This window comes from Ancrocorticia populi, assembly GCF_003123745.1.
Classification (GTDB): domain Bacteria; phylum Actinomycetota; class Actinomycetes; order Actinomycetales; family Actinomycetaceae; genus Ancrocorticia; species Ancrocorticia populi.
In genome coordinates this window covers 272,325-297,235 of the sequence record NZ_QETB01000003.1, presented here as the reverse complement: position 1 = coordinate 297,235, position 24,911 = coordinate 272,325, and the positions used below count along the sequence as shown (strand labels likewise).

Annotated in this window: 20 protein-coding genes; 19 read left to right on the top strand and 1 reads right to left on the bottom strand. The window is 57.4% G+C overall.

Annotated elements, in window-relative coordinates; all coding sequences use genetic code 11:
• The first annotated feature begins 24 nt into the window (after positions 1–24).
• The 15 genes from DD236_RS06820 (at position 25) to DD236_RS06750 (ending at position 15,916) form a co-directional block, all read left to right on the top strand.
• Positions 25–1,089, top strand: a complete 1,065-nt coding sequence (locus DD236_RS06820) for an extracellular solute-binding protein (RefSeq protein ID WP_109093630.1) — start codon at positions 25–27, stop codon at positions 1,087–1,089.
• A 4-nt stretch (positions 1,090–1,093) separates the two neighbouring features.
• Complete coding sequence (locus DD236_RS06815) at positions 1,094–2,002, top strand: ABC transporter permease (protein ID WP_109093629.1); 909 nt, start codon at positions 1,094–1,096, stop codon at positions 2,000–2,002.
• Positions 1,999–2,856, top strand: a complete 858-nt coding sequence (locus tag DD236_RS06810; protein ID WP_109093628.1) for an ABC transporter permease — start codon at positions 1,999–2,001, stop codon at positions 2,854–2,856. The genes DD236_RS06815 and DD236_RS06810 overlap by 4 nt, the downstream gene beginning before the upstream one ends.
• The gene (locus DD236_RS06805) at positions 2,853–3,986 is read left to right on the top strand and encodes an ABC transporter ATP-binding protein (RefSeq protein ID WP_109093627.1); all 1,134 of its coding nucleotides are present in this window, start codon (positions 2,853–2,855) and stop codon (positions 3,984–3,986) included. The genes DD236_RS06810 and DD236_RS06805 overlap by 4 nt, the downstream gene beginning before the upstream one ends.
• Positions 3,983–5,290 (top strand): aspartate aminotransferase family protein, encoded by a 1,308-nt coding sequence (locus tag DD236_RS06800; RefSeq protein ID WP_109093626.1) that lies wholly within the window; start codon positions 3,983–3,985, stop codon positions 5,288–5,290. Before DD236_RS06805 ends, DD236_RS06800 begins: the two co-directional genes overlap by 4 nt.
• Positions 5,274–6,410 carry a phosphotransferase gene (locus DD236_RS06795; protein WP_165819850.1) on the top strand — a complete coding sequence of 379 codons (1,137 nt, stop codon included), beginning with the start codon at positions 5,274–5,276 and terminating at the stop codon, positions 6,408–6,410. The genes DD236_RS06800 and DD236_RS06795 overlap by 17 nt, the downstream gene beginning before the upstream one ends.
• Positions 6,411–6,418: 8 nt before the next feature.
• A complete protein-coding gene (locus tag DD236_RS06790) occupies positions 6,419–7,150 on the top strand; it encodes an SDR family NAD(P)-dependent oxidoreductase (protein ID WP_109093624.1) in 732 nt (243 codons plus the stop codon).
• A 280-nt stretch (positions 7,151–7,430) separates the two neighbouring features.
• Complete coding sequence (locus DD236_RS06785) at positions 7,431–8,492, top strand: hypothetical protein (RefSeq protein WP_109093623.1); 1,062 nt, start codon at positions 7,431–7,433, stop codon at positions 8,490–8,492.
• A gap of 260 nt (positions 8,493–8,752) precedes the next feature.
• The gene (locus DD236_RS06780) at positions 8,753–10,024 is read left to right on the top strand and encodes an ABC transporter substrate-binding protein (RefSeq protein WP_109093622.1); all 1,272 of its coding nucleotides are present in this window, start codon (positions 8,753–8,755) and stop codon (positions 10,022–10,024) included.
• Positions 10,025–10,097: 73 nt separating this feature from the next.
• The gene (locus DD236_RS06775) at positions 10,098–11,102 is read left to right on the top strand and encodes a carbohydrate ABC transporter permease (protein WP_109093621.1); all 1,005 of its coding nucleotides are present in this window, start codon (positions 10,098–10,100) and stop codon (positions 11,100–11,102) included.
• Positions 11,099–12,007: a carbohydrate ABC transporter permease gene (locus DD236_RS06770; RefSeq protein ID WP_109093620.1), complete on the top strand. Its 909-nt coding sequence runs from the start codon at positions 11,099–11,101 to the stop codon at positions 12,005–12,007. Before DD236_RS06775 ends, DD236_RS06770 begins: the two co-directional genes overlap by 4 nt.
• Positions 12,004–13,443, top strand: coding sequence for a glycoside hydrolase family 1 protein (locus DD236_RS06765; protein ID WP_109093619.1), 1,440 nt, complete (start codon positions 12,004–12,006; stop codon positions 13,441–13,443). The genes DD236_RS06770 and DD236_RS06765 overlap by 4 nt, the downstream gene beginning before the upstream one ends.
• Before the next feature lie 21 nt (positions 13,444–13,464).
• Positions 13,465–14,475, top strand: a complete 1,011-nt coding sequence (locus tag DD236_RS06760) for a LacI family DNA-binding transcriptional regulator (protein WP_109093618.1) — start codon at positions 13,465–13,467, stop codon at positions 14,473–14,475.
• 106 nt (positions 14,476–14,581) lie between these two features.
• Positions 14,582–15,271, top strand: a complete 690-nt coding sequence (locus tag DD236_RS06755) for a hypothetical protein (RefSeq protein WP_109093617.1) — start codon at positions 14,582–14,584, stop codon at positions 15,269–15,271.
• A 45-nt stretch (positions 15,272–15,316) separates the two neighbouring features.
• A complete protein-coding gene (locus tag DD236_RS06750) occupies positions 15,317–15,916 on the top strand; it encodes a hypothetical protein (protein WP_133246072.1) in 600 nt (199 codons plus the stop codon).
• A gap of 277 nt (positions 15,917–16,193) precedes the next feature.
• On the opposite strand, the gene DD236_RS06745 is transcribed toward DD236_RS06750, so the two are convergent.
• Entirely contained in the window at positions 16,194–16,505 is a 312-nt protein-coding gene (locus DD236_RS06745; protein ID WP_109093615.1) for a hypothetical protein, read from the bottom strand.
• A gap of 24 nt (positions 16,506–16,529) precedes the next feature.
• On the opposite strand from DD236_RS06745, the gene DD236_RS06740 reads away from it, so the two are divergent.
• Genes DD236_RS06740 through pglX form a run of 4 tightly spaced genes read left to right on the top strand, consistent with a single transcriptional unit; the run spans position 16,530 to position 24,905 of the window.
• Positions 16,530–17,273, top strand: a complete 744-nt coding sequence (locus tag DD236_RS06740; protein WP_243410041.1) for a DUF1819 family protein — start codon at positions 16,530–16,532, stop codon at positions 17,271–17,273.
• Complete coding sequence (locus DD236_RS06735) at positions 17,270–17,869, top strand: DUF1788 domain-containing protein (RefSeq protein ID WP_109093614.1); 600 nt, start codon at positions 17,270–17,272, stop codon at positions 17,867–17,869. The genes DD236_RS06740 and DD236_RS06735 overlap by 4 nt, the downstream gene beginning before the upstream one ends.
• A gap of 5 nt (positions 17,870–17,874) precedes the next feature.
• Entirely contained in the window at positions 17,875–21,387 is a 3,513-nt protein-coding gene (gene brxC / locus DD236_RS06730) for a BREX system P-loop protein BrxC (protein ID WP_109093701.1), read from the top strand.
• Positions 21,388–21,401: 14 nt separating this feature from the next.
• Positions 21,402–24,905, top strand: a complete 3,504-nt coding sequence (gene pglX, locus DD236_RS06725; RefSeq protein WP_109093613.1) for a BREX-1 system adenine-specific DNA-methyltransferase PglX — start codon at positions 21,402–21,404, stop codon at positions 24,903–24,905.
• Positions 24,906–24,911: the final 6 nt, after the last annotated feature.

Sequence of the window (24,911 nt, the reverse complement as noted above, 5' to 3'; positions counted from 1 at the left end):
TTCGTTCCATCACTGGAGGTCAAAATGACACGCAACAACCACCGGATCGCTCGCGTAGCCATCGCATCTTTCGCAGCGCTTATGCTTGCCAGCTGCGGTTCTGGTAACAGCTCCGGCTCGTCTTCTGGAAGCTCATCGAATTCGATCACTATTTTTGACTGGGGAGGCCCAACGGGCAACGGATATGAGGCAAACAATATCCGTGCGCTTTACACAACCTGTTCGGAGGAACTAGATGTCGAATTCGTGGTTGATGAACCACTCGACTACTCGAAGATTAGGACCGCAATAAACTCAGGAAATGTTCCTTGGAGCATCGTCAATGTGCAAAATGATTTCGGCACCAATCCTGAGGAGCTGGAGCTGATCGATTACGATGTTGTGGACGCCTCGAAGTTCACGGGGGATTACGCTCAGGAGTACCGGGTTGGCTCGGATGTTCAGGCCACGGTGATCACATACAACCAAGAGACCTTTGGTTCCAATTTCGATTCGACAGAGGCATTTTTCGATACGGATACGTTCCCTGGGAAGCGAGGTGTCCCACGAAACCTGTTTGCTGGACTCCTCGAGATGGCTCTGTTAGCCGATGGTGTTGCACCTGAGGATCTGTACCCTCTTGATCTGGACCGCGCTTTTGACAAGCTGGATACGATCAAGGAAGACCTAGTGTTTTGGGATACCGGAGCATCCTCTCAAAACCTTATCGCTAGCGGTGAGGTGAGCGCTGCATTGGTATGGCTGAACCGTGCAGATGATGCCATCGAAATCGACGGTGCCCCATTCGAGGTTCTCTTTGATAAGTGGATCCAAACAGATGATTACTGGATCATACCCAAGGGTGCACCGAACGCGGAACTGGCGAATGAGTTCATTGAATGTATAACTGAGCCCGAGAAGCAGGTGGATTGGTCCAACAACATCGTGTTTGGACCCACAACGACCGAGGCACTTGAATCACCGGACCTTGAGGATAATCCTCGCCGTCCAACCAACCATCTTGAAGGCCAGATCGCGGTGGACGATGAGTGGTGGTCTGATAACTACATCGATATTGCGGAGCGGTGGAACGCTTGGATGACGGAGTAAAACCATGTCTGTGGTAAAAACTGCGCCAACTAGTGCCTTGACCGTTAAAGGAGGAAAACCTCCGCGGTCAAGGCTGGGCAAATCAGCTAAGACCGCGAATAAGCTGAATACACTTGGCCTGCTTGTCCCAGCACTGGCCCTCTTGCTGCTGTGCTTCATCGGGCCGCTTGCACTGATGGCCGCCGAATCGCTAGCTGAGGGCGTAGGAACATACCAGGATGTGCTCACTTCCGAGGCCATACGCAAGGTGTTTGGCAATACGATTCGTATCGCTTTGCTAACCACTTCGCTGTGTCTGCTGCTGGGCTATCCATACGCCTATGCGATCAGGCGCTCGGGGCGCACCGTTCGTCTCATTCTCACGGCTCTTGTCATGATGCCTTTCTGGGTGAGTGTGCTGACACGAACCTTTGCTTGGGTAGGGCTCCTTCAAGATACCGGCGTGATTAACTCATTCTTGATGTCACAGGGATGGATCTCGGCACCGCTCGAACTGATCCGGACTCCTTGGGGTGTGTTGATCGGTATGGTGCATGTACTTCTTCCATACATGGTGATTTCCCTAATGAATGCGATGTCCTCAATCGATTCGCGGCTCTTACAGGCGGCGGAGAGTCTTGGGGCTTCACCCCTCCAGCGATTCGTGCGTGTGCATCTGCCGCTTTCGGTCCCTGGTATCACTGCAGGTTGTGTTCTGGTGTTCGTTATGGCGCTGGGCTTCTACATCACGCCGGCGATGCTGGGTTCGCCTAGCGACATGATGGTGGCGGAGCTCCTGGTGCAAGAGACTCAGCGCATCGGCACCGTACGTGCTAGCGCCATCGGGATTCTACTGCTGGTGGGTATGGTGCTCTCCTTCTTATTCGTCCAGGCGCTGCAGAAACTGCCATCGGCAACGAAAGGCGGAAAATGATGAGTAACTCAAGCCAACCGGAGCCTCAGCCCACTGTCACTATCCGAACAAAGGCACGCTTCAGAGTGCCGGTGCGCCACGTCGTGTTAGCGATCTTCGTGGGCCTTGTAGCGCTGTATCTAATACTGCCAACCTTGTTCATCGTCCCAATGTCCCTCAATGCCAGTCCTAGCTTAGGAACGATGACAGACGGATGGACGTTGGCATGGTACGAGCAGCTGTTCTCCAATCCGGTGTGGGCAGATACGGCACTAGTCAGCCTCCAAGTTGGGTTGAGTGCCACGGCCATTGCTACCATCGCCGGAACGTTACTGGCACTTGCTCTCTCGCGAGTGGTTCCACAGTTTCGCATGGCATTGCAAGGTATGTCCCTTGCACCGATGGTTGTCCCACCGGTGATCTTGGGCATCGGGCTATATATTCTATTCCTCAACCTCAATTTGTATGGCACCATGACGGGCTTTGTGTTGGGCCACGCGGTTCTCGCACTGCCATTTGTGGTTGTTTCGGTCACGGCTTCATTGGCTGAATTTGATCCGGGACAAGAAAAGGCCGCGTTGGTACTGGGAGCCAATCCTAGACAAACGTTCTTCCGTGTGGTGTTTCCACAGATCCTTCCTGGTGTTTTCTCTGGGGCTCTATTTGGGTTTGTTACATCCTGGGACGAAGTAATCGTTTCTACCTTCCTTACGGCACCAGGCTTGCGAACTCTACCCGTGGAGATGTGGACGCAATCCCGTACAACTTTGACACCAACGCTAGCGGCGCTCAGCACCCTCCTGATGTTCGTCTCCACCGGAGCGTTGATCCTCGTCAATCTGCTTCAGGGCAGGAAGAAAGGAAAGAGCGAATGACCATCTTGATTGATGATTCTCCAAAAACCACACAGTCAAATTCTCAGTCTCCCGCCTTGGAGCTGCGTGGCGTCACACGTAAGTTCGGGACCTCCGTGGCTGTGGACGATGTTTCCTTTACTCTGAACACCGGTACGTTCCTCACCATGTTGGGGCCTTCTGGTTCCGGAAAGTCCACCACGCTCAACATGATCGCCGGATTCCTTGAGCCAAGTGCTGGATCGATCCTTTTGCGCGGCAGGGACATCGTGGGGCTTGCTCCGAACAAGCGAGATATTGGGATGGTGTTCCAGAACTACTCGTTGTTCCCGCATCTGTCTGTTGCCCGAAACGTGGCGTTTCCGCTGGAAGTGCGAGGCGCCTCTCGCAAAGAGGCAATGAAGAAGGCTCTCGAGTACCTGGAGATTGTGGATCTGAAAGATCGAGCGAAGGATAAGCCCCGTGAACTATCGGGTGGCCAGCAGCAACGTGTTGCATTGGCACGAAGTCTCGTGTTCGGGCCGGATTTGCTGTTGATGGACGAGCCGCTCGGCGCTCTGGACCGCCGTTTGCGCGAAGAGATGCAGGTGAGTATTAAGCGGATTACAGAGCAGTTGGGCGCCACGGTAGTGTTCGTGACCCACGATCAGGAAGAGGCCTTGGTGATGAGTGACGTGATCGCCATCTACAACGAGGGAAATATTGAACAGTTCGGCACCTCACAAAGCCTCTACCTCAACCCTGCGTCGCGGTTTGTTGCGGAGTTCATCGGGGAATCTAATGTGCTTGTGGGAAAGGTAAAAGGTAACACTCTGGTTTCAGATGGCGAGGTTTTCCCACTATCTGCTAAGCCCGGTGCCCGCAAGTTTTTCGAGGGATCTGGGGCAGCGATTGTTGTACGCCCGGAGCAGGCAACTCTTCGTTGTGCCACCTCTACGGATGAGTCCGCGCGGGTAATCGGGCGTGAGCTCGCGGGAACTGTGACAGAGGTTCTTTATATGGGTACGGCCTACCGCTTCTTCGTTCACACGGATTTCGGATTCGATGTTGAGGTGCGCGTACGTTCCCATTTGCCCGAGGCCGCAACGCAGAAGGGAGAAAGGGTACACGTGTCGTGGAACCCGGACGATATCGCGGTGGTACCAGCATGAGAGCGTCTCAGAGCGTCATTCCTGGCTCCGATGAGGAATTGATGGCCCGCCGTGCTGCGTCACTCGGACCGGCTTATCGGCTCTTATACAATGATCCAGTTCACTTTGTTCGTGGCTCCGGCGTGCATCTGTACGACTCTGCTGGGGAGGAGTACCTAGACGCCTATAACAACGTGCCGTGCATTGGGCACTCACATCCTGCGGTGGCGAATGCTGTTTCTGAGCAGCTGCGTCTGATCAACACGAACACTCGCTACCTGCAAGATGGGGTGGTGGACTATGCCGAAGAACTCCTAGCAACTTTCCCGCCGGAGTTGGGCAACGTGATGTTTACGTGCACGGGTTCGGAGGCTAACGATCTGGCGGTACGCGTCGCGAATTTCGTTACGGGAAACTCTGGCCTCATCATTACAGAGAATGCGTACCACGGAACAACTGCGGTGATGGCGGGGGTCTCTCCCTCGCTTGGTCCCGGTGTGCCGCGTCCGGCCAATGTCAGGTTGATTCCCGCGCCGGATCGGTACATGCTCGCCGTGAGTGATGATGAGTTGAGGGAATACATGCTGGCTCACGTGCGAGCCGCAGTGGACGATCTCGTGGCATCCGGATACGGCGTGAGTGCACTCATTTTGGACACGCTGTTTTCCTCTGATGGGATCTTGCCAAACCCGGTCTCTTGGATAGCTCCAGCAGCCGAGATTGTGCGTGGTGAGGGGGGCTTGTTCATTGCCGATGAGGTCCAAGCCGGGTTCGGGCGCCTTGGCGCTGGCATGTGGGGCTTTACCCGCCACGGGGTAAGCGCGGATATCGTCACCATGGGGAAGTCTATGGGCAATGGGTATCCCGTGGCCGCCGCCGTATTCCGCCCCGAACTTCTTGAAGAGTTCGGTCCAACCGTTCGCTACTTCAACACATTTGGGGGCAGTTCGGCCGCTATATCGGCGGCCGCTGCTGTCCTCCATACGATCAAGAATGAGGACCTTGTAGCTCATTCCAAAGTCTTGGGTTACCAGATTCGCACGGAGGTTCAGAGTCTTGCTTCATCCGATCCCCGAATCGGGTGTGTTCGCGGGCAAGGCCTAGCGCTGGGAGTTGCGTTTGTCAGTCAGGAAGGCACCCGCGTCCCCGATCCAGCGTTGGCCTCTCGGGTAGTCAACGCGATGAGGGAAAAACACGTACTCATCTCTGCCAGCGGGGCAGATGGCAATGTATTAAAGATCCGCCCGCCACTCGTCTTTGGACGAGAGGATGGTGCACGTTTGGTGGAGGTTTTGGCGGAGGTTCTTGATGCCACACGCGACTGATCCACCTAAGCATTCGCCGATGCTGGCCAACCTCACAGATCTGCTCGGCGAATCAGCTCTTGAAGTGCAAGAAGCGCGCCTAGATCCAGAGGCCGTGGGCGAGCAACTGATGCAAAACTATGGTCTGCGCGGAACGTTGCAGCGGATAGCAACTGAGAAGGACGATACGTTCGTTCTCACCGCTGAAGGAAAAGGAGATCCCCCAAGCCAGAAGTATCTGGTAAAGATTTCTTCATCCTTTGAGGATCCCGATCTGGTGGATTTCCAATCTGCGGTGCTCGAACACGTAGCCGAGGAAGATGTCTTCCTTCCCGTTCCCCGAATTCTTCGCACTGTTGATGGTCAACTCATGATTGGCTGCTTTTCAGGGTCTGGCCCGTTTCCTAGAATACTTCGGGTTTTAAGCTATCTTGACGGCGAGCCTCTGGGCACTACGAACGTTTCTCGTGCCAACCATGAACAAATCGGTAGATTGGATGCGCGGCTTTCTGTGGCGCTGTCAAGTTTTGGTCATCCGAAAGCGAAACGGCCGCTGGCTTGGGATCTCGCTAATTTTCCAAAGCTGGAACCTCTTCTGCGTTATACCGAAAGTGCAGAGATGCGCGAGTTGCTCATGCGTCAGTTCGCCATTTTTGACGAACAGATTGTTCCCCGGCTGCCAGATGTTACACATCAAGTTGTGCACAATGATATGAACCGATATAACGTCCTCATTAGGCATGGGGTTAGTAACCCAAGAAGCCGCCGTTTTCCTTGGAAAACTGGTATTGAGATCTCCGGTGTGATCGATTTTGGGGACGTGGTATACACGGCTCTTCCGTTCGATCTAGCGATTGCGGCATCTAGCCAGCTCACACCATCCGGATCCGATCCTTGGGTTCGGGCACGGAGCATTGTTCGCGGGTACCGTGAGGTTCGCCCCCTTACTACAACAGAACTCGAAGTTGTGGTGTGGGCGGCGCCGGTCCGGGTGGCAGTCCGCACGCTTCTGATCAATTATCAAAGCGCTCTCAACCCGGAACGCGGTGTCTACCTCAACTCGCATATCACGGATAACCTAGCAGTCTTAAAATCTGCTTCGAAGGTTTCGGCCAGTTCTGTGCTTCGTGGTCTTGTATAGGCGGAAATATGAAGGATCAAGCCGTATTGGTATTCGGAGGCAACCGGGGAATCGGCGCTGCGATCGTCGATGGTTTTGTTCACGATGGCGCGCGCGTAATGTATGCGTCGCGCTCTCCCCGAGCCAGCACCGTTCCCTTTATCGAGGCGGATCTGACCGATCCCGCGGTGGGGGCTCAGGTGGTGGATCAAGCGGCCTCGGCGATGGGAGCGCTGGATACAGTAGTATTCGGATCTGCCACATTCGATCCACGGGGCGGCCTCGGTGCCGTATCTCTTGAACAAGTGACAGAGAGCTTGACGGTTAACCTATTATCGGCCTATTCGGCACTTACCGCTGCGATCAATCACCTTACAGATTCAGATCGTGGCGGCCGGTTCATCGCTATTTCCTCGATTACGGGCCCACGAACCGGACTTAGTGGCATGGCACCCTACGCTATGGCGAAGGCAGGTCTTGAAGGTTTAGTTCGCACGGCCGCCATTGAGCTGGCATCTGTTGGGATTACTGTGAATGCGGTTGAACCGGGTCTGATACGAACAGAGTCACTCGAGGCAAACTACGGGCCCGAGCGCTTGGCGTTGATGGACGCGATGATTCCCGGGGGAGCGATGGGCACCCCGCAGGATATTGCTGCCGCTGTCCAGTTCCTCGCCAGTCCAGGCGCTCGCCATATCAACGGTGCCGTTCTAGTTGTTGATGGTGCCCTCACATTGACGGAGAATCCCTACGCCCCTTAGGCCCCAGTGCAAGCGAGTTTCTTCGCTTGTGTCTGTGCGTTGAGAAATCGCGCGATGTCCCCCAATAAGACATGGGATCGTACGATCCCGTCGATGAGTTGTTTTCGGCTCTACAAGTGCATGGTGAGGTAGGGGCCGTGGCAACGAGGTTGCACTTCCGGGTCTCTTGCCCCACCCGCATCACAATTCGGAAACGAAACAGTGAGCCACGGCACACCGTCTAAAATTCGGCTACCATGGGTCGGATACCCTCCGATCAGAGTGACGAAGGGAAAATCTCATGAGGACTCAACGTCGAATTATCGCAATAGCGGCACTGGTGTTAGCGGGCTCCGGCCTTGCTGCCTGTGATGGAGGTGGCTCGGAAGAACCTTCTGCAACCGGCACAGAAACCCCAACCGCTACCGAAACATCTACGCCAAGTCCAAGCGAAACAACGGCAGGACCAGCCACTGAAATCGGCGAAATTACCCCATACAACGAAAATGGGTTCTTGAATGACGGGTGGAATGTTGAACATAGCAAGCCCGAAGATGGTGAAGCACCGGCAGATTGCTACGAGTCAGCGCACGGCACCGGTCCAAACACGGTGACATGCGGACCAACGGCGGCGTCCCTTGGCGCCTGCTGGCTCACGGAGGATCGCATGCAGATCGCGTGCCTGGATGAGTACGCGGTAGGGGAGCAGAACCTCAAGCATGTGGCGCTAGATGGCGAGGCGCCTGCTGAGACGCCCGCCACCGAGGATCCCATCCCTCTATGGGTGGAGCTTGATGATGGCTCCACGTTCGCGGCGGTCCATGGCGGGGCGTGGAGCCCGCCGGACGGCTACCTCGTTGCCTATAGCCGTGCCGATGATCCCGAGACTCTCGAAGAGATCCTGATTCCGGATGACGATTCGGCACCCATCTTCGATCAGTCCGAGGATCTCTGGACGGTCACTGTTGGTGAAGATGGCGGCCAAGACGTTGCCACCAAGACGGTCAACAAGGTCTGGTATATGGCGGGCCGCGTGATCCCTGAGGGGCCAGATGATGATTTCAGCCCGGAGATCGTCAATGGCAGCTGGTGCCCTACGCCGGACACTGAGGGCAACGCGACTCATGGCTGCTATACCATCGACTATCCGAACGTGGAATATGAAGATGGTGAGACCGATGAGATCGTTGCCGTCAGCAATGATGGTGGCGTCCTCTCGCTTGACCTTGACGGCGCACCGCTCGGCCTCTACGTGCCGGTAGATACGGCGCTGGACGAAAGCGGCATGGACGGCGTCGAGGACCTTCCAGATCAAGAGCGCATCTGGAACAGCCAGACGGTCACCTTGATGGTGCGAGACTAGTTGTAGTTTTTCCGACGACGACGCCAGCTACGCCCGCGCAGACCTGCTGAAAGGGAGCGAGTCTGCGCGGGCGTACGTTTGCCGAAGTGGTCTTGCATCCCTGTGAGCCGTGGCAACGTAACCTTTTCGGGGTCGTCCAGCGTTTCGTCCCGCACGGATTTCAGTGACTTTATTGACGCCTTCCCGTGATCAATGTAAGCTCAGACACACGCTAGTGAGAGCGCTCTCACCATAGGGCGTGAACAACGAGGGAGTTGACCATGAGAAGGAAAATGTTGGGCGCTGTGAGCCTGGCAGCCAGTCTTTCGCTAGTTCTTGCCGCCTGCGGAGGCGGGGGAGATGACGGGTCTGGTGAAGGAGATGCCGATGGCAAGATCACGCTGTCGGTTGCAACATTCAACGAGTTCGGTTTCGAGGAGCTGTTCAAGCAGTACGAATCCGAAAATGAGAACATCACGATCAAGCACGTTCAGGCGGCAACCACCGATGAGGCGCGCCAGAACTTGATGACGGGCCTTGCCGGCGGTGCCGGCTTGGCCGATATTGAGGCCGCAGAAGTGGCGTGGTTCGCCGAGCTGCTCGAATACGAGGATTCCTTCGTGGACCTCACCGATCCAGACCTTGAGGGCCGGTGGCTCGACTGGAAGGTGGAGGCTGCAACGGCACCCAGCGGAAAGATCATCGGCTACGGCACGGATATTGGGCCCGAGGCAATGTGCTACCGCGCGGATCTATTCGAACAGGCTGGCTTGCCCACCGATCGCGACGAGGTAGCCGAGCTGCTCGATGGCGATTGGGACACCTACTTCGAGGTTGGCCAAGAATTCACCGAGGCCACCGGAATCCCCTGGTATGACGGAGCGATCGGCACCTTCAACGGCATGGTGCAACAGCTGGAGAACCCGTACGAGATCGACGGCGAACCAGTACCACTGGATCAGAACACCGATGTTAAAGCCATCTATGACATGTTGGTGGATAACCAAGATATCTCGGCTGGCCTCGGCCAATGGAGCGAGGATTGGACTGCTTCCTTCCAGGGTGACGGTTTCGCCACCATGCTGTGCCCGCCCTGGCTGACTGGAGTGATTGAAGGTAACGCCGCGGGTGTTGAAGGATGGGACATCGCCAACGTATTCCCCGGTGGCGGCGGCAACTGGGGTGGCTCCTATCTGCTGGTCCCAGAGCAGGGCGACCACACTGAGGAAGCCGCTAAGCTAGCTGCTTGGCTGACTGCTCCTGAGCAACAGGTGAAGGCGTTCGAGGCCATCGGATCCTTCCCCAGCACCAACGACGCTCTCACGGATGAGAACCTGCTGGCCTACGAGGATGAGTTCTTCAACAACGCGCCATCCGGCGAAATCTTCTCGGACCGTGCTCAGGCGATCGAGGTGCAGCCCACCTACGGCCCCAACTTCTTCCTCATCAACACCGTGGTTGCTGATGCCATCACGCGTTGGGACGTTGAGGGTGGAGATCCCTCCAGTTCTTGGGATCAGGCTCTGACCGAATTCAAGGAAGCGGGGCTCTAGACACGCGGAGGTCCAGGGACAACGTACCCGGCCCCTGGACCTCTGCCTATTACGCTCCGAAGGAGTATGAATCATGGTTAACCGCACGCCGCGTGCCAGCATGTCCATGCGCGACAGAATGGGAAAGCTGGACGTCAAGGTTTCCCCATACCTGTACATCGCGCCATTCTTCCTCCTGTTCCTCATCACCGGGCTGTTTCCGATTCTCTACACGGGCTACGTGTCCATGCACGATTGGGACCTGATCGGCGGGCAGGGCGAATGGATTGGCCTGCAAAACTATCAGGCGGTCATTGACGCCCAAGGATTCTCCAAGGCCCTGCGCAATACATTCTCGATCTTCCTGCTCTCCTCGGTGCCACAGGTAATCATGGCGATCTTCCTCGCCTACACGCTGGATGCGAACCTGAGGGCAAAAACCTTCTGGCGCATGGGAGTTCTGGTTCCCTACGTCGTGGCTCCGGTGGCAGTTGGCCTGATCTTCGCCAAGCTTTTTGCCGAGGGTTCGGGACTTATTAACGCCGCCCTCGGAATCTTCGGCGTGGATCCCATCGGCTGGCAGAGCTCGATCTTCCCGTCCCACATTGCCATCGCCACGATGGTGAACTTCCGATGGACCGGATACAACACGCTAATCTTCCTCGCAGCCATGCAAGCTATCCCGCGAGACATCTACGAAGCGGCGATCGTTGACGGAGTCAACCGCGTTCAGCGCTTCTTCCGCATCACCGTGCCGATGCTTCGGCCAACCATCATCTTCGTGGTGATCACCTCAACCATCGGTGGCCTCCAGATCTTCGACGAGCCCCGAATGTTTGACACCACGGGTCTGGGCGGCGCCAACAGGCAGTGGATGACAATGACCATGTACATATACGAACTTGGCTGGGGGCCGCGAAAAGACTTCGGCCAAGCATCGGCGGTCGCGTGGCTCTTGTTCCTCATCATCCTCGTGATCGGCATGGTGAACTTTGCGATCACGCGAAGAATCGCCTCCACGGGCGGCGCGCCGAACAGACGAACACGACGCCTCTTCAAGAGCCAAGCCCGCCCAGTCAGCGAAGGAGCAAGCCGATGAATGCTGCTGCCGCAATCACACAGTTGGCGGGGCCGAGCGCTGGGCGCGTGGCACGTCGTCGTCGTTCAGAAGCTGGCGGAACCGGAAGGCGGCCGCGGGCGGGTACGTACGTTATCCTCACCCTTGCCATCCTTATCTCGATCTTTCCGCTGTACTACACGTTCCTGCTGGCCTCCTCGGACGCCGGCGAAATCGCCCGCAACCCCATCCCGTCCCCGATACCCGGCCCGAACTTCTTCGAGAACATCAGCGCGGTGATCCATTCGGACATCAACTTCTGGCCCGCGGTGATCAATTCGGTGCTCGTGGCAACCATTTGCTCGGTGTCCACGGTGTTTTTCGCAACTTTGGCCGGATTCAGCTTCGCGAAGTTGCGGTTCCGGGGCCGGCGCGGACTGCTCGTTTTCGTTATCGCCACGATGGCCGTGCCCACGCAGTTGGGTGTAGTCCCGCTCTTCATCGTGATGCGCCAGCTGGGCTGGGTGGGCGATCTCAAGGCGGTGATCATCCCGGGCCTCGTCACGGCATTCGGGGTGTTCTGGATGTCCCAATACTTGGAGGAGGCGCTGCCCTACGAGCTCATTGAGGCCGCGCGGGTGGACGGCTGCTCCATGTTCCGGACCTTCCTCCACGTGGGGATGCCCGCCGCGCGCGGGCCGGCCGCCATGCTGTTCCTCTTCACGTTTGTGGGTTCGTGGGTGAACTTCTTCTGGCCGTTCATTATCTTGGGGCCCGACAACCCGACGCTGCCCGTGGCCTTGCAGCTCTTGCAGTCCTCGCACTTCAAGGACTATTCGCTGATCATGTCCGGCGTGGTGATCTCCGTGATCCCACTGCTCGCCATCTTCGTAGTTGCCGGGCGCTACCTCGTGTCCGGCATTATGCAGGGGGCGGTGAAGGGATGATCCGCGAATTCCCGCAGGATTTCACGTGGGGCGTGGCCACGGCCGCGTTCCAGATCGAGGGGGCGGCCACCGAAGGCGGGCGGGCGCCGTCCATCTGGGATACGTTCTGCCGCCAGCCCGGGGCGATAGCTGGCGGGGACACGGGGGAGGTGGCGTGCGATCACTATCATCGATTCGCTGATGACGTCGCGCTGGTTGGCGAACTCGGCTTTCCTGCCTACCGGTTCTCCACCTCGTGGGCGCGGGTATGCCCCGACGGCCGCGGTCCCAACGCCGAGGGCATTGCGTTTTATGAGCGCCTTTTGGACGAACTGGAGAACACTGGGATCGAGCCGTGGCTGACGCTCTACCACTGGGACATGCCGCAGGTGCTCCAGGACAACGGCGGCTGGACGCGGCGCGAGACCGCCGAGGCCTTTGCCGATTACTCCGAGGTTCTGTACACCCGTTTCGGGGGTCGCGTCCGCAACTGGATGACTATCAACGAGCCGTGGTGCATCGCCATGCTGGGGTATGCCTCCGGCGAGCACGCACCCGGCCACACCAATCCTCGTGAGGCCGCAGCAGCCGTCCACAACGTCCTGCTGGCTCACGGGCTGGCGAGCGAGCGGATGCGCAAGATCGCCGCGGCCAATGGGTGGGATCTGAACCTAGGCATCGTCCTGAACTTCGCCGAGCCGAAGCCCGCCGATCCCGCCGACCCTGGTTGCCAAGAGGCCGCGCGGCGGATCGATGGCGCCACGGCGCGCATCTTCCTTGATCCATTGTTCCGCGGCCGGTATCCCGAGGACGTTCTGGAGGATATGGCCGGTGCCGGGCTGGGTTCCAACGCCCAGCCGGGAGACTTCGCCCTGATATCGGCCCCGCTGGATTTCCTGGGGATCAACTTCTACGGTGGTTGCGCGGTTGCCCCGCCCGAGTCCGGGGAGTGGGGAATTATTGACGACGACGAAGCTGCCCTTATCGCGGGACGCCCGCGGCGAAGCCCATGGGTCGGCTCGGAGCGCGTGCAGGTGATCTCACGCGGCAAACCCCGAACGGCGATGGACTGGGAAGTGGAGGCGGACGATCTGCGCGCATTACTGGTTCGGCTGCACGAGGAATATACGGGACCGGCCGGGATTCCGCTGGTGGTCTGTGAAAACGGTGCGGCATACGAGGATGTTCCTGATCCGGCCGGATACGTTGACGATTCGGCAAGCCGCGGCCTGTACTACCGCCAGCACCTCGCCGCGGTTCACCAAGCGATCGGCCAAGGGGTGGACGTTTCGGGCTACTTCGCGTGGTCGCTGCTGGACAACTTCGAGTGGGCGTTCGGGTACGCCAAGCGCTTCGGGATTGTTCGGGTGGATTATGAGACTCAGCAGAGGACTCCGAAGTGGTCTGCTAGCTTCTTGGGAGCGGTTGCACGATCCAACAGTTTGTCTGACTTCTAGCGATTGCCCGGGGAAACGCACATGGTACAAAATCCAACGCTTGAGGATGTAGCGCGCGCGGCGGGCGTTTCTAGGGCAACCGCGTCGCGGGCCATCCGAGGCGCCGGAAAGGTTTCTTCGGCCGCGCAGGAGCTGGTGGACCGGGCCGTCAAGGATCTCGGATACGTGCCCAACTCCGCCGCGCGGTCTCTGGTTACCCGGGAGACCGGCGCCGTTGCCCTAGTTGTTGCCGAACCCGACGAGCGCATCTTCTCCGACCCCTTTTTCGGCGCCGCAATCGCTGGCGTGGTGGAAGCCCTAGGCCCAACCGATAAGCAGCTGATCCTCGCCATGCGCACCCGCAACGGCGGAGACGAACGCCTAGAGCGCTACCTCGGCAACCAACAGGTTGACGGCGTTGTGGTGATCTCCCATCACGATAACGATCAGTTCCTCGCGGTGCTTCGCGAGCGCGCAGTGCCCACCGTATTGGTTGGCCGGCCGGCACGCCCGGACGCCGGCATGCCCTACGTTGACCTGGACAACCGGCTCGGCGGCAGGCTGGCCGCCGAGCACCTGATAGAACAAGGCTGTACGCGCTTAGCAACGATCACCGGGCCGCTGGACATGCCCGCCGCGCAGGACCGCCTGCAGGGCTGGCGCGAGGGGCTCGAAGCGGCAGGAATCGAAGAGGTCGCGATGTCCGAAGGCGACTTCACGCCTCGGACCGGACGACTAGGCGCTCAGGAGTTGCTCGCCACGGGCGAGCGCATCGATGGTGTATTTGCCGCCTCCGACATGATGGCGCTCACCGCACTACAGGAATTCGAGGAGTACGGCCTACGCGTACCGCACGATATCCGCGTGGTCGGCTTCGACGATTCTGCGATGGCTGAGGACTCCCACCCGCCGCTCACAACCGTCACAAATCCCGCCCGCGCGATGACCGGCGAGGCCACCCGGTTGCTCCTGGCGCTGATCAAGGGCGAGGAGGTTGAGGAGCCAATCGTGCTGACGCCCAGCGTCCTCGCGCGCGAGTCCTCGGGTGCGTGAGGGTAACGTTATAGCCATAGGGGAGTGGATATGTGGGCTAAACCGGTGAGTTTCGTCCATTTTGCTCAAAAGAGAAACGCGTGTAGCTAAATGCAAGAGAAAGGCTGTGCTGCAGATGGTCTTACCTACTGCCGAGCAACTCATCGAGAACTTCAACTCGACACTGCCCGAGCAAGAACGAGTGTTAGAATCTGCTGCGCAGAACGTCAAGCTCGGCCTCGAACGAGACTCAGAGATATTCCGAAGCTTTACACAGCTACAGTTCTTTGTGCTGACAGTGGACTTTGATATGCGAGTTATGCTTCGCGCGCTGCTCGTAGATCCACAGAATCGACTCACTGCAGAGAAGTTTCTTGCACTGACACTCGAAGAAGCAGACGAATCCGTTGGTGGAATGATCAATGGTTTTAACAAGGCCATGCGGTTATCTTCTAAGGACTCTGGCAGAGATTTATTTGATATAGAAAGATTCACCGAGGAAGAGCGCAAGTTCAAGCAGGCAATGAAAGAGATGAGGGACGACAAAGAGTTTAACCAAATATTACGTCTCATCAGAAACACAGTTTCGGGGCATATCGTCGGGGATAAGGTCGGGATACAGAACAGCGCAATTTGGGTCCTGACCCGGAAAGACGTGCCTCGCAATGTCGAAGGTGTGATGAGTAGTCACGTCGTTCGATATGCCGTCTCGACATTAGGGGCACTAGACGAGTTTGCTCATGGGTTGCAAAGGTGCCTACAACAGGAGCGCACGAATGACAATTCGCACCAGTCCACCGCGCCACCAGCTGTATGATTCGACGTCTACCGGCATAGAGATCAACGGAATGAAGGAACTAATGTGATGGAATGGGTTGCTACGAATGATCAAGTGATAGCGGGGATCGCTGGTATTGCGACCGTTATAACGGCGCTTGTTGCAGTATTTACGTTGCTCCGAGCAGGACTAGATAGTGCGGAACGTACGCGTCCTTATGTTGTTGTCGAATATCGAATTCCTGAGTACTCATACCGACGGCTAGAACTGGTCGTTCGAAATGCCGGACCGACAGCAGCCCGAAAGCTATTAGTCGCTTTCGATCCTCCATTCGAGAACTCTGATTTCGTCGGTGACATGGCAGGATATGTTGCCCGCCGATATAGGGAACCGATTAGCACACTGGCTCCTGGACAAGCACTTACATCTAATTTGATCGCTGATCTGGACAATGAACACGAAAATGATGTGCCCGAGATCCTTAAAGCAACTGTGACGTATAAATCTCCATGGTGGCGTCTTGGAAACTACAAGGACGCTTTCATCCTTCAGCGATTTGTATACACGGAGCAAACTTTCACGACGAGTTCCAAATCCGTATCTGGGCGTCTAGAGACAGTTGCGAAGAACATTGGTGGCGTCCAAAAGGAACTTAACGGAATTATGAAAAAACTATCTGAATAAAGAAAATTCGACGGGGCAATGTTTACGTATCTGAAAGATCTGCAGACCTGAATTCGCTATTGTCGATCACCTTGAATTCGTGCATGCGAAGATGTACGAAACAGACAACGGTAGCGAAGCTGGTCCTGCCTCTGAAGGTGCGGGCAGCTGACCCATCGATCCCCGCTTCGACGTCACTAGTGCGCGTTAACCAGAACTAGGGGTGCTTTCGATGAGGTCCCCGTGTTACCGTCGGAAACGACATTGGTATTGCCCCCGCCCGAGCCTCTATACCCGGTCACTCCACCACGTTCACGCGCGTACGCCCCACGTTGGACACGCGGGCGTACTGGCACTCTTTGTCGCCTTCGGCCTGAGCGGCGACCCGCACAGCAACGAAGTGTGTGCCCACATCCTTCGCGCTGTATGCCAGCTCAAGCGAGACAGCAGGCCCCGGCGTGATCGCGACCGGGTCGCCAAGCTCACCGCCAAAGACTGGGCGAACTTCAACGATAGTGCCGGGGGAGGGAGCCTCGGCATGAACCTGTAGCGTCACCTTTTCGCCAGCCCGCACAGTCGCGGTATCGGTGCCATCGATCGTGACGCTCACGTGCGGATCCACTGGTATAATGGAATGGTCGATTCTGGAAGACAAATTGGCGGAGTGCTTTACGTCGTGGGATCGCCGAGCATCTACTCAATCGATAGGGCTCGGCTTGCGTATTATCTCAATATTGAGGGTTTCGGAGAAGGAGATGGGAAGCAACCAATGGTGGCGGTCGCTCGTTATTCTCTGTCGTTTACTGTTGGCACTCTTCTCACTCGCGAAGCTGGCATCGCTGTCCCTCTCTACTTTGAGAAGCGGGACTGGAAGGCAGTCCGCGCCCGACTTGTTGACGGAAACCTCCTTCAAGCCCGAACCACATCCTCCGCTGCCCGCCTTGCTCGCGAAGCGATCCAACGCCTGACGGTTTTTACTGATCTGGAACTTGAGCTGTTGGTGGAGGCGAGTCCTCGTGAACGCAGCCTCCTCCTGTGGGTGGCGGCTTGCCGCCGTTACACGTTTATTGGCGAGTTTGCTGAGGAAGTGGTGCGCGAACGCTATCTGCTCCTCACCCCATCGCTGAGCTACGGGGATTTCGACAGTTTCGTCTCTGGCAAGGCGTTGTGGCATCCGGAGTTGGCGGAGTTGAAGGACTCTACGGTGAAGAAGCTGCGGGCAACCGTGTTCCGGATGCTGGCCGAGGCTGGCCTTCTCGTAGGCGGGCAAATCCAACAGGCAGTTCTATCCGAGCGCGTCCGCGAAGCGTTAGATGCCCGCCAGCCTAGTGATGTCCGGTTCTTGCCGGTGAGAGTTCCGACGGAGGCAGTCCAATGACACCAAGTGAGTTGACACGTCAGGAAGAGCACCTGTTCGCTGTCATGTCCGGACAGCGGTTCTTGCGCATGGAGGGGCTGTCGAACGAGGTCCCGTTCTTCATCTACCCCTATGACCCGGAGAACGCCCTGGGAGTCGCCAAGGCTCGCAAGCGTGTCTCGAACCGTCTGTCCCAGGCTGGCATCAGCGTGCGGACCATCAACCTGTACGATCTGTCGATCGAGATCCTCAAAGACCGTGGGGTGTGGGAGCGACTCGTCGCTCTGGAACCTGAACAGGACAAGGACGACTTCCGAGAGTTGCTCCAGGGCATGCTTGACCCACAGGAGCACTTGGCCCCGGCGATCCGCGAGAAACTCGCCGACGGGGGGTTCGACATCGTGTTCCTCACTGGGATCGGTGAGGTCTTCCCCTATATCCGGTCCCACAACGTGCTGAACAACTTGCAGTCTGTCGTGGTGGGCAAACCGATGCTCATGTTCTTCCCCGGCCGCTACGAACAATCAGAGACACTCGGCTCTTCGCTCGTTCTGTTCGGACGGTTGAAGGATGACCAGTACTACCGTGCCAAGAATATTCTGGAACAGGAACCGTGACCGCCATGCTACTCAACGAGGTTTTTGCCAAAGACGTACAGCGCCCCATCGAGGGTGTCATTAAGGCTGACGACGTCGCCCACTTGGGCACCGAGGTCGATGAGTATGTGCTCACCAACGAGGCTGCCAAGGGGCTGGAACAACTGCTGGAGGCCTACACCAACTACACGAACGCGAACGGCGTGTGGATCTCCGGCTTCTTCGGTTCCGGTAAGTCCCACCTGTTGAAGATGCTTGCCCACCTTCTGGGCGACGTCGAAGGTCAGGACTACTCCCGTGCTGCCGTCTCGCAGAGCTTCCAGGCGAAGGCGGAGAACGACTCCTTCCTGACGGCCTCTTTTGCGAAGGCAGAGCGCATTCCAGCTAAGAGCCTGCTGTTCAACATTGACCAGAAGGCCACGTTGATCTCGAAGGACCAGACGGACGCCCTGTTGAAGGTGTTCGTGAAGGTATTTGACGAGTCGCGTGGCTACTACGGCAACCAGGGACACGTCGCTCGGTTCGAGCGCGACTTGGACAATCGGGGTCAGCTCGACGCGTTCAAGGACGCTTACGCGCGCATCTCTGGGAGGGATTGGTTCCAGGGTCGCGAGGAGGGCGTCCTGGAGGAAGGCAATGTCGCGAAGGCTTACGCCGAAATTACCGGGCAGACCGATGGGGCGCCGACGAACATCCTGACCAAGTACCGGAACGAGTACAAGGTCTCCATCGAGGACTTCGCGGACGAGGTCAAGACCTGGCTCGACCAGCAGGGGCCAGGGTTCCGCCTGAACTTCTTCGTCGACGAGGTCGGCCAGTTCATCGGCTCCAATACCCATCTCATGCTGAATCTGCAGACCATCGCGGAGTCCTTGAACACGAAGTGCGGGGGCCGGGCCTGGGTGTTCGTCACCAGTCAGGAGGACATGGACAAGGTCCTGGGTGACCGGACGAAGTCTCAGGGCAACGACTTCTCCAAGATCCAGGCCCGCTTTGCCACCCGAGTGAAGCTCACCAGCGCTGACGTCGAAGAGGTCATCCGCAAGCGCCTCCTCACCAAGAATGACAAAGGCACCGAACTCCTCGATGCCGTCTACGTGAGCGAACACGCGAACTTCAAGACCCTGTTCGATTTCGTAGACGGTGCCAAGACGTACCGCAACTACACCGACGAGGCCCATTTCGTCGGCACTTACCCGTTCGTGTCCTACCAGTTCCCGCTCTTCCAGGCAGCGATTGAGTCCATCTCGGACCACAACGTGTTCGAGGGCCGCAACTCCTCGGTCGGTGAACGCTCCATGTTGGGCGTGGTCCAGCAGGTCGCCAAGTATCTGGGGACCCATGAGGTTGGAAGTCTGGCCACCTTCGACCAGATGTTCGCCGGTATCCGCGCCTCGCTGAAGGCCGCAGCACAACGCGCCATCGACGTCGCAGAGCGCAACCTGGATGATCAGTTGGCGATCCGTCTGCTCAAGGCGCTGTTCCTGGTGAAGTATGTGGACGATTTCAAGGCGACTGCCCGCAACCTGACAGTGCTGGTCTATGACCAGTTCGGGCTGAACCTGCCCGAACTGAACAAAAAGGTCCAGGCGTCGTTGACGTTGCTGGAAGCCCAGACGTACGTGCAGCGCAACGGCAACATGTATGAGTACCTGACCAATGAAGAACAGGTTATCGAGGCGGAGATCAAGAACGTCGACATCGACTCTTCCGAGGTCTCCTCTCGCCTGAACAAGATCCTCTCCGGTGACGTCATCAAGGCCTCGAAGATCCGCTATGCCAAGAATGGTCAGGACTTCCCCTTCGGATACAAACTCGATGATCAAGCTTTCGGGAGGCAAAGCGAACTGGCCCTGCATTTCATCACCCCTGAGTACTCCTACGGGCCCGAAGAGATCCGGATGCACTCGGCAGGCAAGGACGAACTCCGCGTCATCCTTGATCCGGACGAGCGCGTTATGAGCGACCTGCGTCTTCTCATCAAGACCGAGAAGTACACCAAGCGGAAGCTCACCAGCTCCATCTCGGCCAACGAACAGCGCATCCTCCAAACCAAGGCGACGCAGAACAGTGAGCGAGAGAAAGAACTCGTCGAGCGTGTTCGTCGCGCCGTCGGCCGCGCGGCGCTGGTCATCAACGCAGCCGACATAGCGGCTACGTCACAGGATGCTCAGACCAGGGTCACCGACGGATTCCAAGACCTGATCTCCCGTACCTACACACAGCTGAACTTGCTGGGTGGGCGCACCTACACCGAGCAGCAGGTTGCTGGCTTCGCGAGCCCTGACTCCGGCATGATCAACGACCCCACTTTGTCAAAGCTATCCGCGCCGGGGGAAGAGGTGCTGTCGTTCGTACTCCAGCGTGACCGCCTTGGCGAGCAGGTCACGGTCAAGACGGTGGTCGACCATTTCCAGGCCAAGCCCTATGGCTGGAACCTGCCCTCCATCGAAGTTGTCATCGCATGGCTGATCGGCGCGTCCAAGGTGACGTTGAACGTGGACTCCAACACGCTCAAACGCAGCGAGGTCGCCACCGTTCTGCGGAACACTCAGAAGCACTCTCATGCGATCGTGGTCCCGCAGAAGGATTTCGATACCCGCAAGGTGAACGCGTTCCGGAGCTTCGTCACTGACTTCTTCGACGACCCCACAGCTCCCAAGGACCCGCTCGAACTCGCTCACTTCGGGGCAGAGAAGCTCCACTCGAAACTCGACGAGTTGAAGGCCCTGACGACAGGTTCAAAATACCCGTTTATCGGCCAGCTGAACGGTCCGATCACCCTGCTGGAACAGGTTGTGGGTCAGAAGGACGAGTGGTATTTCACCGACTTTTCCCAGGGCGACGATCTCCTCGATGCGAAGTGTGACGTCCTTGACCCGGTCATCGCATTCCTCCACGGTGGGCAGCGAGCTATCTACGATGACGCCGCTGCCTTGCTCGCGGAGAACACCAGCAACCTCAACTACCTCACGCCAGGCTCAAGCACCGAAGTTGCCCATGCGCTGGCAGACCCGCAGGCGTTCCGCGGCAACAAAATGGCCAAGCTCAAAGCAGCCACTATCGACCTGAAATCGAAGATAGGTGAAGCACTTGCCGCTAACCGGGCAGATGCACGCCAGGTCATCTCCTCCCGGCAAGACGGTTTGCACAACAGCACCATTTATCTGGACGCCACGCAAGACGCTCAACGCTCGGCCGATAACCTCATCTCAGGTCTCCTCGCCAGGATTGAATCTGAGCAGCAGATCGCGGTGGTCAACGAGATCGCCAACACCTTCGAGGACACGACCTACCCACGAATTCTGGACCAGCTGGCTGCTGCCAAACCTCAGCCCCGAGTAGTGGAGACACCAAACCCGGCAGAACAGGCTGTACCACCCGCTCCGCCCGTCAAGCAGACAGTTTCCATCAAGAAGATCCGCGCCACAGGAGTGACAGGGCTCCTGGAGACCGAGGATGACGTGGACCGCTACCTCGATGCTCTGCGTGGCGTGCTCCTCGACACCATCACCGACGGCAAGCGCATCGCGCTCTGAAAGAAGACCCATCCATGGAAACCGCACCTCTGAAGAGCTTCGCCACTTGGGCTCGTACCGAACTCATCACCCAGGTCAGTGCCCGTATCGCCGCAGTCCTTGCTCCAGCCTCGCCCGAACGCACGGAGAATCCACGTGCCATCCGATCCCTTGAAACCGACATTGGAAAAGCGGGCGGGGACGCAAAGGGCAAGGACGTTGTCGCCGACAAGGTCGCCTACACGTGGTTCAACCGCATCATTGCGTTGCGCTTCATGGACGCTAACGGCTACACCAACGCCGGAGTTGTCTCACCAGCAGCGGGCCAGACCGTTGGACAGCCAGAAGTTCTTGCCGACGCCAAGCGAGGCACGTTCGATCCTGACGTCGTCAACGCCAAGATCGCTAAGGACGTGACGGGACTGCTTGATGGTACCCGGTCCAGTACCGATCCCCAGGGTGAGGCATACACTCTTCTGCTTGCGGAGTACAGCCGCTATTGGAACAAGTCGATGCCGTTCATGTTCGAACGCGAAGGTGACTACACCGAACTCCTGATCCCCTCCAACCTGCTGGCGGATGAGTCCATCCTCGCACGTGCCGTAACCACGATGACATCCGCGGTCTGCGAGGACGTCGAGGTCATCGGCTGGCTCTATCAGTTCTATATCTCCGAGCGTAAGGACGAGGTTTTCGCCGGGTTCAAGAAGAACAAGAAGGCTGGTGCCGCAGAGATCCCCGCGGCTACACAGCTGTTCACCCCTCACTGGATTGTCCGCTACCTTGTCGAGAACTCGGTGGGCCGTCTGTGGATGCTCAACCATCCAGAGTCCCGTCTGGTCGATCAGATGGACTACTACATCGCACCTGTTGATGAGGAAACTGACTTCCTCAAGCTAGCGGGCCCTGAAGAACTAACTGTCATCGACCCGGCCTGCGGTTCCGGCCACATGCTCACCTACGCCTTCGACCTCCTCTACGCCATTTATGAGGAAGAAGGGTACGCGCCGTCTGAGATCCCGGAGTTGATACTCACAACCAACCTATATGGGTCCGAGATCGATCCGCGCGCTGGTGCTCTTGCGGCTTTTGCGCTCGCAATGAAGGCCCGCGCAAAACAGCGCACTTTCCTTTACAAACTCGTAGAGCTCAACATCTGCGTGATTGAGCCGATACAACTTGGCCCCGATGAACTGGAGTGCTTGTTAACCAATGATGGTGACCGACAAGCGGAAGAAGCGTTCTGGAACCAGTTTTCCAACGCCGACACGCTCGGCTCGCTTACGCGACCGCAGGCTGACTCAATCGGGAGGTTCCGCGCAGTATTGGGGGCGAAGACGCAGGCGCAGCCTGACCTTCTCCTGAGCGCCACGTTGGATCGTGCACATACCGTAATTCGCCAGGCTGATCATCTGTCAACTAGGTTCTCCGTGACAGTCGCAAACCCTCCATACATGGGTTCTAAGCAAATGCCAGACAGTTTACTGGACTTAGGAAAGAACTACTACCCGAGTTCGAAGCGCGACTTGTATTCGATGTTTCTCGAGCGCTATTTGGGCCTCACACTGCCTGGCGGGTGTGTAGCAATGATCACAATGCACTCGTGGATGTTCACCTCTTCATATGAGCTTCTCCGTGAGAAGATAATTACGAGTGCTCATATCGCGTGTATGGCACACTTGGGCGCCGGCGCGTTCGACTCGATTGCGGGAGAGGTTGTCGCAACAACGGCGTTTGTGATTCAATGCGCTCCGGCAGGGAGCGTGCATGGAAGCTTTGACAGATTGCTGACGGCCAGAGGGGAGCATGGAAAGAGCACGACGCTACTTTCCGCTTCCAATCGGTATTCGGCGTCTTCTGACGACCTTGAGATGCTCCCTGGTAAGCAGATCGCGTATTGGTTGTCGCCCGCGGTGCGACAGGTTTTCAGTAACGCAAACTTGCTTGGCGACGTCGCCACTCTCCGTCAGGGTCTCGCAACTGGGGACAATGACCGCTTCCTGAGGCACTGGTGGGAAGTTTCTCTCTCGAATATTGGGGTCGGACTGACCTCCGTCGATGAGGCACTTGGATCTGGGAAGCGCTGGTTCCCTCACAATAAGGGTGGTGCATTCCGCAAATGGTATGGGAATCAGGATCACGTGATCGCATTTTCCCCCGCAGACTACTCTCAATTGTCGAAGCTCGGAAATCACCTTCCCTCACGCCAGTTCTATTTCATGCCTTCAGTTTCGTGGTCGCAAGTGTCGTCCGGCGAGCCAGCATTCCGCACCTTCCCTGCAGGGTTTGTGTTCGATGTTGGCGGCAACTCTGCACTTCATCCGGATAGTGACCTCCGCTCTGAGATTCTCGCGATCGGAAATTCTTCTGTTGGCACAGCGCTCCTCGCGGCGATTGCGCCAACGATGAACTTTGTGGTCGGAGATGTTGCCCGACTCCCAGTTCGCCGGGCGGCAGATTCAACCGAGCTGCTTGACATTGTGGGCCGCTTGGTGTTTCGCGCCGCACGAGATTGGAATGATTTTGAGACCTCACGCTCTTTTACTGTCCCTTCCTGGGTTCAAGACAGAGCCGTCGGCATCGACCTCAGGGTCGCCATCGAGCGCTGGTCTGCGCATCAACGGGCGACCTCAGAAGAGCAGCGGTTGGACGAAGCTGAGAACAACCGGTTAGTCGCGGCGGCTTACGGGCTAGAAGAGGAAACCCAGACCAACGTTGAGTTGTCCCGGGTCAGCTTGAGTCGGAATGTGCAGTTCCGTTACGGACCCACAAAGAGCGTGGAGGAATGTGCGGCGCTAGAGCGCAGAGATGTTGTTTCCGAGCTGATTTCGTACGCCGTGGGTTGCATGTTCGGTCGCTACAGCCTCGACGTGCCAGGGCTAATTCTCGCCGATCAGGGTTCGGCACTTCATGACTATTTGTCTAAAGTGCCGCAGTCGACGTTCGTTCCAGATGTCGACAACGTTTTGCCAATTGTGGACGGTGAATGGTTCGAGGATGACATCGTCGCACGGTTCAGAGAGTTCCTGAGGGCGGCGTTCGGCGAAACGCACTTCGAGGAGAACCTGCGGTTCGTTGAGGAGTCGTTGGGTGTGAAGACCCTCCGGGATTACTTCATCACGCGTGGCGGTAAATCGAAGTTCTACGAGGATCATGTTAAGCGGTACAAGAAGCGCCCAATCTACTGGATGTTCTCCAGTCCCAAAGGTTCGTTCAACGCGCTCATCTATATGCACCGGTACAATCCCTCCACGGTCTCCACTGTTCTTAATGACTACTTGCGGGAGTATGAGGCGAAGCTGGAGGCGAGTCTTCATAACCTTGAGCGCGAAGCGAATGGTGAGGGATCGCCGCGGCAACAGGCAGCGGCGGCTAAGGAAGCTGAGCGTCTACGGAAGATCTTGGTTGAGCTGAGCGAGTATGAGCACGAAGTCATGTACCCGCTGGCGTCCGAGCAGGTTGCGATCGACTTGGACGACGGTGTGAAGTCGAACTATCCGAAGTTCGGGAGTGCGCTGAAGAAGATCCAAGGGCTGTAGGTGATG